The organism is Geomonas sp. (genome assembly GCF_056994735.1).
This window is the reverse complement of sequence record NZ_JBXKJL010000280.1, coordinates 1-9,521: the sequence shown is the minus strand read 5'-3', so window position 1 is coordinate 9,521 and position 9,521 is coordinate 1. Positions and strand designations below refer to the sequence as shown.

The window sequence follows — 9,521 nt, the reverse complement described above, 5'->3', positions numbered from 1 at the left end:
GGTTCAACGTGGTCTGCCCCGGCCTCACCCCGCCCAAGCCCGAGGAGATCGGGGAGGGGAGCCACTGGCAGGCGCAGCTCGGGACCTTCACTTCCGAGGTGCTGGAGAAGGCTGCCAAGGCCTACCCGCTGCGCAAGGTGGGGACGCCGGAGGATACCGCGAGCGCGGTGGTCTTCCTCGCCTCCAACTGCGCCGGGAACATCACCGGCCAGACCCTCAGCACCAGCGGCGGCTACACCATGATGTAGCGACGTGACCACGATTTTCATAAGAGAAGTGCTGTTTAGGGGAAGCATGGTGCGACCATGGCGGGGTTTTCAACCGGCCGTTGTTATTTGGTCATTTCAAGGAGCCATAAATGAATAAGTATCTTTTGACCGATGTTCAACTCGATGCCTGGAACGGCATCAAGGAGTACGCCAAGGAGAGGATCGCCCCTCTGGCGAAGGAAATCGACGAAACGGGGGAGTTCCCGCGGGAACTTTTCAAAGAGCTGGGAGAGCAGGGATACCTGGGAGCGGGGCAGCCTGAAGAGTACGGCGGGGCGGGTTGCGACGCCGTTACCTGCTGCCTCATCCTGGAGGAGCTCTCCAAGGCCTCCGGCTCCGTCGGCAACTGCTTCAATGCCCACATGAGCCTGGTGGCGACGCTGCTCGCCGATCACGGCACCACCGAGCAGAAGGACAAGTACCTGAGAGACCTGACCTCGGGCCGCAAACTCGGTGCCTTCGGCCTGACCGAGCCCTCCGGCGGATCCAACGCCGGTGATCCGAAGACCAGGGCGGTGCTGGACGGCGACCACTACGTACTGAACGGCTCCAAGGCCTTCATCACCAACGCCTGGGTCGCCGACGTCTTCCTGGTCACCGCCAAGACACAGAACGGCGTCTCCGCCTTCATCCTCGAGAGGGGGATGCCGGGATTCGAGATCGGCACGCCGGAGGTGAAGATGGGGATGCATGGTTCCCCGACCTGTTGCCTCTTCTTCGACAACGTCAGGATTCCCATGGAAAACATGCTGGGCGACGAAGGTACCGGTTTCAAGAAATTCGCCCGGGCGCTCGACCGCGGGCGGGTGAACGTGGCAGCACTCATCGTGGGGATTGCCCAGAGTTCGCTGGAAGCCGCGATAGCCTACGCCAAGGAGCGAACCCAGTTCGGGAAGCAGATTGCCGCCTTCCAGGGGATCCAGTTCCCGATCGCCGAGATGGCAACCGAGATCGAGGCCGCACGACTCCTCACCCTCAACGCGGCAAAGATGTACGACGCCGGGATGCCGATCAAGCTCGAATCCTCCATGGCCAAGTATTTCGCCGCCGAGGCCGCCCTCAAAGCCTGCGACACCGCGATCACCGTTCATGGCGGGTACGGCTACTGCGTCGACTATCCGGTAGAGCGCAACTACCGCGACGTCAAGTGCTACCATATCGCCGAAGGGACCAGCAACATCCAGCGTATCGTCATCGCCCGCGAGCTTCTGGGGCGGTTCCCGCTTTAGTGGGTAAGGGGCTTGTGGTTTTAACCGTGTCCCTGTTCAGCTGGCGGTAAATTTTTACTCCATAAATGATTGGTCGACCAGTCAAATAAACTGGCGGTTGATGAGGAGAAGACATGTTCGTTCTAGAGAAAAAGGAGCGGTCGATAGTTGTCACCCTGACCAGGGCTCCTGTTAACGCACTGAGCGATGAGTTCATCGCCGAATTCCACAAGGTGCTCGACGACATCGAAGGCAAGGACGATGTCGTGGTCCTGCACCTGCGCAGCGGTCTGAAACTCTTCAGCGCCGGGGCCGACCTGAAAGAGGTGGAGCAGCGCCTTACCCAGCCGCCGGAGAAGATGGTGCAGTACAACCGCGACCTGCACAAGCTCTTCGACCGGATCGAGGCCCTGCAGTGCGTGACGCTGTGCGAGATAAACGGCGCAGCCTTCGGTGGAGGGCTGGAACTGGCCCTTAGCTGCGACCTGCGCGTTGCGGCTGAAGATGCCACCATCGGCTTGCCGGAGGCGAGGCTGGGACTCATCCCGGGCGCCGGCGGCACCCAGCGGCTGACGAGGCTGTGCGGACCCGGCGTTGCCAGCCGCCTGATCCTCGGTTGCGACGTGGTCAACGGCGCTACCGCCTGCAGCCTGGGCGTCGTGCAGTGGGCGGCGCCGTCGGCGGAACTTGCCGCGCGCGCCGCTCAGATCCGCGACCACATCGCATCCCTGGCCCTGCCGGCCCTCCGGGTCAGCAAGAACTGCATAGCAGCCTTCACCAGGCCGGAGGTAGACGGCTTCGCCATGGAGATAGAGTCGCAGGCGGAGCTGATCGTCTCGGAGGAAGCCAGGACGCGTGTCACGGCGTTTGTCTCAGAGCGTCGTGCTCGCGCTGCGGCGAAGAACTAGAAGAACTCGGGGCGGGATTGCCCGGCCCACAAGCCATCAGCTGGTAATAACCAGACAACAACCAAGGGAGGAAGTCATGGAATACACGGATGTAGCATACGAAGTAAGCGAGCAGATCGCGACCATCACCATCGACAGGAACAAGCGTCTCAACGCTTTCCGCGGCCGGACCATCGAGGAGCTGCTGCATGCCTTCAAAAGGGCATGGGCGGACCCGGGGGTCGCGGTCGTCATCTTCACCGGGGCAGGGGAGAAGTCCTTCTGCGTCGGCGGCGACCAGCTCGAGTACGCCGAGAAGGGGAGCTACGGCACCAGCGCCAACGGGCTGTGGGAGATCGACGAGCTGCACATGACCATCCGCGACATTCCGAAGCCGGTCATCGCCGCGGTCAACGGCTACGCCATCGGCGGGGGGCACGTCTTCCACGTCCTTTGCGACGTCACCATCGCCGCTGAAAACGCCAAGTTCGGCCAGGCCGGTCCCAGGGTCGGCTCCTTCGACGCCGGCTGGGGTACCGCACTCCTCACCCGCATGGTCGGAGAGAAGCGCGCCCGTGAAATCTGGTATTTCTGCCGTCAGTACACCGCCCAGGAGGCCTGCCAGTGGGGCCTGGTCAACAAGGTCGTGCCGCAGGCCGAGCTGATGAAGGAGGCCCGCGAGTGGGCCAGACAGGCGGCGGAGATGAGCCCGACCGCCCTGCGCGCCCTGAAGCACGCCTTCAACGCCGACAGCGCACATGCTTACGGGCAGGCCAAGATGGCCGCCGACGTCCTGCGCATCTTCGGCACCTCCGACGAGGCCATGGAAGGTAAGAAGGCTTTTGCCGAGAAGCGCAAGCCGGACTTCTCGCCGTACCGGTAACAGGGCGTCGTCCTCCGGCGCAACAAGCCCCCTCCCGCAAGGGAGGGGGTGCAGGGGTTGATGGGCGCTGCAGGTCGCAACCATCCTTAACGGCCACTGGTGCCGGAGAGTTTCCTCTTTTCCAGGGTCGGAGATTTCCAGGGGACAGGGAGTATTATCATGAAGGCAAATCAGAAAAAAACGGGTGCCGCTGCTACCTGCAGCGATGGCTGCTGCGGGATGGGCAGGAAAAAGGGTGCTGGCACCGGGAAGAAATCTTCAGGACCGGGAACCCTCAGCAAGCTCTTATCCCTGACCGAGGCGGTAAGCCGGGCAGTCAGGGCGGGCGACCAGGTGGTTTTCTCCTTTTCCCACAACCGTCCGCATGCCGCGGCTTTCGAGGTCGCGCGGCAATTCCGTGACACCCACGCGCTGGAGCTGGTGGGGACCGGCCTGATCGAGTACGCCTCGGTGCTCCACTCGGCGGGGGCCGTGCGGCGCATGCAGTCGTCATTCATGGGAAACAGTTACCCCTCGCCCGCGCCGGCGCGGGAGCTGGGTGAGGCGGTCTCGAAGGAAAGCGGGCATGACCCTCACTGGACCAACCTGACCATGTCGCTGCGACTGATGGCCGGGGCCTTGGGATGGCCGTTCGTGCCCGTCCGCAGCCTGATGGGTAGCGATCTCGGCGCAGGAGAGGGACGCCGGGTCATCGAGGATCCTTTCGGCAGCGGACCGGTCCAGGTCATCTCGCCGCTGGTCCCCGATGTCGCCTTCGTTCATGGGGTCGTCGCCGATACCCTCGGCAACACGGTCATCTACGGACCCGATGGGGAGGACCTCTGGGGCGCATGGGCGGCGCGCAGGGTGGTGGTTACCGCGGAGAAGGTTGTCTCTCCCGAGGAATTCCGCCGTCTGGGCCACCGGCCCGGTTTGCCGGGGAACCGCGTGACCTGGGTCTCCGAGGTGCCTTACGGCGCCCATCCCCAGGCGGTCTTCGTATGGAACGACGACGGCGTACGCCCCTACGCCGAGGATTACCAGATGCGGGCCGAACTGCGGCGCCTGTCCCGCGATCCCGCCGCCATGCGGGCCTGGGTGGAGGAGTGGGTCTTTCGGGGAAGCCACGAAAAGTACCTGGAGAGGCTGGGGCGTGACCGTCTCGAGGCGCTCCATGCGGCGGCCGTGGAGGAGGTCCCCGAGCAACGGTTAGTCGCTTCTGCGGACCTGCCCGTTACTCCCGAGGAACTCGCTGCGGTGGTGGCCATGCGCGAATCCGTGGCTCGCGTGGAAAGGGGGAGTCACGAGCTACTTTTCGCCGGCATCGGGGTTTCCCACATCGCAGCCTGGGCGGCGGAGGACATCTGCTACAAAAAAGGACTCCCTGCGATGCTGGTGGCGGAAACGGGGCTGTATGGCTTCCGGCCGGTGAAGGGCGACCCGTACCTCTTCAATCCCCCCAACACCCGCACCAGCCTCTTCCATTCCGATTTCATCCACACCTTAGGGGTGCTGGGTGGGCCGAGGGGAGAGCGCTGCCTGACCCTGTTGGGCGCCGGCCAGATGGATCGCAAGGGAAGCATCAACTCTTCGATGACCGCCAACGGCACGTTCCTGGTCGGCTCCGGCGGAGCAAACGATCTGGTGAACGGCAACAGCGACTACATCGTGGTCATGCCGGCAGGGAAGGGGAGGTTTGTCGACACGCTCCCCTTCGTGACAAGCCCGGTAGGCCGCCTCTCCGCGGTCGCCACCAACCTTGGGCTTCTGGAACTTTGCGCGGAAACCGGGGACCTGGAGATCGCGGCGGTCCTTGCCGAGCCTGATCAGGCTGAAGCAGTCGTGAAGGCGCTGGTGCAGGCCTGCGGCTGGCCGGTGAAGGTGCGGACGGATCTGCGACGGCTGGACCCGCCGACGCCGGCGGAAATAGCGCTGCTGCGCTCCTTTGATCCCGAGCGGAAACTCTTGGGTTAGTTGAAATTAGCCGGTCTCGCATGCGGACCAGCGGGCAGATAAGCGCCCGTGCCGCGAAAGGAAGGTGGACAATGAACAGCAAGAAGGTATTTGTCGTCGGAATGGGAGCCATGGGGAGCGGTATAGCCCAGGCCTGCGCCCAAGCAGGACATCGCGTGGTGGCGATGGACGCAATGGCCGTGATGCGGGAAAAGGGACTGGCATCCATCCAGCACTCGCTAGGCAAGATGAGCGAGGGTGGAAAACTCGCCGAGGCCAAAGAGGCAATCCTCGCCAGGATAGAGGTCTGCGACAGCCTCGACAAGGCAGCGGACGCCGATTTTGTCATCGAGGCGATCTCGGAGGATCTGACCCTCAAGCGGGACCTTTTCCGTGAACTCAGCGGAATCTGCACCGGGGATGCCATTCTGGCCAGCAACACCTCGTCGATCCCCATCACCGAAATCGCGGCAGCGGTCGATAATCCGCAGAGGTTCGTGGGAATCCACTTCTTCAACCCGGTGCACCGCATGAAGCTGGTAGAGATCGTGCGCGGCAGCCTCACCTCGGATCTTGCCGTGTCGCTGGCAACGGAGCTGGCCTCCAGCCTAGGAAAAGAACCGATCACGGTAAATATGGACACCGCCGGATTCATCGTCAACCGGATAAACGGCATGGCGATCCTGGAAGCGCTGCGCATGCTGGAGAAAGGCGTAGCCAGCGCCGCGGACATCGACAAGGCGATGCGCCTGGGGCTGGGGCATCCGATGGGGCCCTTCGAATTCATGGACATGGTGGGGCTCGACATCGTGGCCAAAGCCAGGATGGGGATCTACGAAGAGACCAAGGACCCCGGTCATTACCCTCCGGTCACCCTGCTGCGCAAGGTCCAGGCTGGGAACCTGGGAAAGAAGACCGGCAAAGGTTTTTACGAGTACTGACCTAGGCAGGTCCTCCCCGGAGGAAGTGCCTGTCCGCATTACCGATCACGTTAAGGCGAGGCGCAGTGATCACTGCCGCCTCGCCTTGCAGCCAATCAACCTCCCAAGCGATCATTTCCCCTCCTGGACTCAATCAACCTCCCATATCCGTTCCTTCCGCGGCAGCGGCCTTTCCGCTCCATCCATCACCATCCTTTGTGAAGAAAATCTGCCAGCTCGCCATCAGGTCCCTTTGGACCCGAGCTCAAGGAAAAACGATCAGGGCTGATAAGATCCGACCCCGAAAAACCGTTTTGACATTACGCTCCGGCAACGCTCAGCGAAGAGGGGATGCTGTTTTACCGTATACGCGTCGTCTCTGTCCTTCCTAGGTCACTACGCTGTTCCCGAAAGTCCCGCTGTTGCTTATGGTGTTGCGACACAATTAGTAGTAATTCTGGAGTGTTGCAGTATTGGTGGCGGCAAGCCATCAGAGGCCTGAAGGGTCGTGACATGGTGGCTGTGAGCGGAAAATTTACCGACAAAAGGCGCCAAAATAAATTTTGCGTGAAATATAAAAAACTGTTTGACACGCAATAATTGCGGTGATATCGTTCCCTTCAACAATAGTTGACTGGTTAGTCAACCAAGTGTCTCGAGTCGGATGCAATCGCTCCAAGGCGAGGTTTTAGTTGGTCTTTGTCGATATAACGTCGTATGATTCAACCGTCTACACGGCCATGGCAGGACTGTTACCTCCTGGCGAGTGGGTCGGAGACCGATACTGCGGCGTTATAAGCATGGTGGTGGCCGTCAGCGCTTTACACCCCTGGGGGTTCGTCGACCGCCCCGGTGGAAAAATAACCAGCGAGCAGTATCGAGAGAGGAGGTCAATGTGACCCAGACACAAACGAAGAGAAAGCCCGTTTCGAACTGGCAGGAGGAGTATAACTCCCGGGTCTGCACAGCCGACCAGGCTGTTAAGGCTATCAAATCGGGAGACCGGATCTTCCTGACAGCCAATGCATCGGTGCCGATGCAGTTGCTGGCAGCCCTGGTGAACCGCGCGCACGAGGTAAGGGATGTCGAAATCTGCCATTGCCTGACCTTTTGCCCGTCCGACTACGTAGCGCCCGAAATGGAAGGGCATCTGCGGGTTAACTCCATGTTCGTCAGCGGCAATGTGCGCCACGCCGTCAACGAAGGGCGCGCCGATTTTACCCCGGTGATGCTGTCGGAGTACCCCCTGCTGTTCAAGAACGGCATTCTGCCGCTGGACGTGGCCTTTATCCACGTATCGCCCCCCGATGAGAACGGCGTCTGCTCCATGGGATCCGAAGCCGGCCTCACCATCACGGCCGCCGAAAGTGCCAAGATCATCATCGCCCAGGTGAACCAGCAGATGCCCCGGACCCTCGGGGATACGGCGATGCACGTCGATCAGATGGACTACATCGTCCCGGTCGACTGCCCCATCAGCGAGCACGCCATGGGGGAGAAGGGCGACCAGACCGTGGTGGAGAAGATGGCTGCGTACATCGCCGACCTCATCCCCGACGGCGCCACCATGCAGCTCGGTATCGGCGCCATCCCCGACGCGGTCCTCAAGCACCTCTATACCAAGAAGGACCTCGGCATTCACACCGAGCTCTTCTCCGACGGCGTCATCGACCTGGTGGATGCAGGGGTGATAAACAACGCCCGCAAGAACATCCACAAGGGGAAGATCGTCGCCGGTTTCATCCTGGGGAGCAAACGCCTGTACAAATGGGTCGACAACAACCCACTGGTGGAACTGCTGCGGACCGAATACGTGAACGACCCATTCGTGATCGCCCAGAACGACCGGATGGTCGCCATCAACTCCGCGATCGAGGTCGATCTCACCGGCCAGGTCTGTGCCGACAGTATCGGCCCTCGCCAGTTTTCCGCGGTGGGTGGGCAGCTCGATTTCCTCTATGGCGCGGCCCGCTCCAAGGGGGGAGTCCCGATCATCGCCCTTCCCAGCACCAGCACCCTGAGGGACGGAACTGTGGTCAGCAAGATCGTACCGATGCTCAAGCACGGGGCAGGGGTGGTGACCAGCCGCAACCATGTCCGTTACGTGGTGACGGAGTACGGGGTCGCGGAACTCTACGGCAAGAGCGTTCGTCAGCGGACGCAGGCGCTGATCGCCATCGCTCATCCCCAGTTCCGGGAAGAGATGACGGCGAAGGCCAGGGAACTCCACTATCTCTAAGGCTGAGGCCATGGCAGCTTCCGTTATCATAGCGTCACGCGACGAGGTATCCCGAAGCTTCCTTTACAGGCTTTAAAAGTGTTGGTTGATTGACTGACTGGTCAATCATATATCTCGCAGGGGGGGATGGCGGGGGAGGGGACGGACGGTTTCCTCCCTTGCCACTCCCTTCGAATAACTTTGTGGGGGTAGGCAGGATGAAAACTAAATGGGAGCAGTATCACACCGTATGGTTGATGCTTTTCATGGGATGGGCGGTATCTTATGCGGACCGCACCATTACCGGACCGGTCATCAGCTGGATGATCGCCAACAACGTCGGCTTTCTCAAGTCCGCGGCCAACCCTCATGCCCTGGGTGGATTGCTGGGGAGCCTCTTTTTCGCCGGCTACATGCTGACGCAGTTTCCCGGCGGCTACTTCGGTGACAAATACGGCCACCGGACCATCATCGTGATAAGCATCTTCTGGGCCGGGATCACCACGGTCCTGACCGGGATAACTGGGGGGCTTGTCGCATTTATCGCCTTGAGGGTCTTCACCGGCCTCGGGGAGGGCGTTCTCTACTCGAATGACCGTTCGCTGATCGCCCAGCTCACTCCTCCGTACAAGATGGGGTTGGGAATGGGGATAGTCATCACCGGCCTTTCCCTGGGCTTCACCTCGGCCCTCCTCGGTACAATTCACCTGATCAATTTCGCCAAGCCTTACATGGGCGAGGACGCCTGGCGGGCGCCGTTCCTGCTGCTGGGGTCAGCCACCCTGGTGGTAGGCTTACTCATCAAGAAATTCATCGCCCCCAATGACGGCAGCACGAAGTATGCATATTCCTCCGCACTCTCGAGCCTCCTCAAGACCTCGGTCCTCTTCCTCATCACCATCATGGCGGTCTACGCAGTCACCGATCGTCTGGGCCTGAGCAAGGTCGGAATCGCGCTGATCCTGATGTGCCTTACCTTCATCCTGATCGCCTTTGTTTTCGGCAAGAAATCCAACGAGCTGGGGCCGATCCTGAAGGAACCAAACCTCGTGCTACTCTACATTTCCGGCATCGGTATCTGCTGGCATCTCTGGTTCTACGGCTACTGGTCGGTCGAGATCGTAAAGGAATTCGGCGGCGGCGCCTTCTCCTCCGCGGCCCTGGTCGCTTCCTTCAACGGCCTGGCCGGCTTCATAGGATTCCC

General features: G+C 61.2%; 8 protein-coding genes. All 8 read left to right on the top strand.

The genetic code is table 11. The features are described from left to right. On the top strand, window positions 1-248 hold a 248-nt coding region (locus AC11W3_RS12085; protein WP_484088227.1), incomplete at its 5' end, for an SDR family oxidoreductase. A gap of 110 nt (window positions 249-358) precedes the next feature. Then, window positions 359-1,498 carry an acyl-CoA dehydrogenase family protein gene (locus AC11W3_RS12080; RefSeq protein WP_484088228.1) on the top strand — a complete coding sequence of 380 codons (1,140 nt, stop codon included), beginning with the start codon at window positions 359-361 and terminating at the stop codon, window positions 1,496-1,498. A 113-nt stretch (window positions 1,499-1,611) separates the two neighbouring features. After that, window positions 1,612-2,385, top strand: a complete 774-nt coding sequence (locus tag AC11W3_RS12075) for an enoyl-CoA hydratase/isomerase family protein (protein ID WP_484088229.1) — start codon at window positions 1,612-1,614, stop codon at window positions 2,383-2,385. Window positions 2,386-2,461: 76 nt separating this feature from the next. After that, window positions 2,462-3,247 (top strand): enoyl-CoA hydratase-related protein, encoded by a 786-nt coding sequence (locus AC11W3_RS12070; RefSeq protein ID WP_484088230.1) that lies wholly within the window; start codon window positions 2,462-2,464, stop codon window positions 3,245-3,247. Between the two features lie 159 nt (window positions 3,248-3,406). Further along, entirely contained in the window at window positions 3,407-5,200 is a 1,794-nt protein-coding gene (locus tag AC11W3_RS12065) for a CoA-transferase (protein ID WP_484093084.1), read from the top strand. Window positions 5,201-5,271: 71 nt separating this feature from the next. Next, window positions 5,272-6,120, top strand: coding sequence for a 3-hydroxyacyl-CoA dehydrogenase family protein (locus tag AC11W3_RS12060; RefSeq protein ID WP_484093083.1), 849 nt, complete (start codon window positions 5,272-5,274; stop codon window positions 6,118-6,120). 874 nt (window positions 6,121-6,994) lie between these two features. Next, entirely contained in the window at window positions 6,995-8,338 is a 1,344-nt protein-coding gene (locus AC11W3_RS12055; RefSeq protein WP_484088233.1) for an acetyl-CoA hydrolase/transferase family protein, read from the top strand. Between the two features lie 197 nt (window positions 8,339-8,535). After that, the coding region (locus tag AC11W3_RS12050) for an MFS transporter (protein ID WP_484093082.1) at window positions 8,536-9,521 on the top strand (986 nt) is incomplete at its 3' end.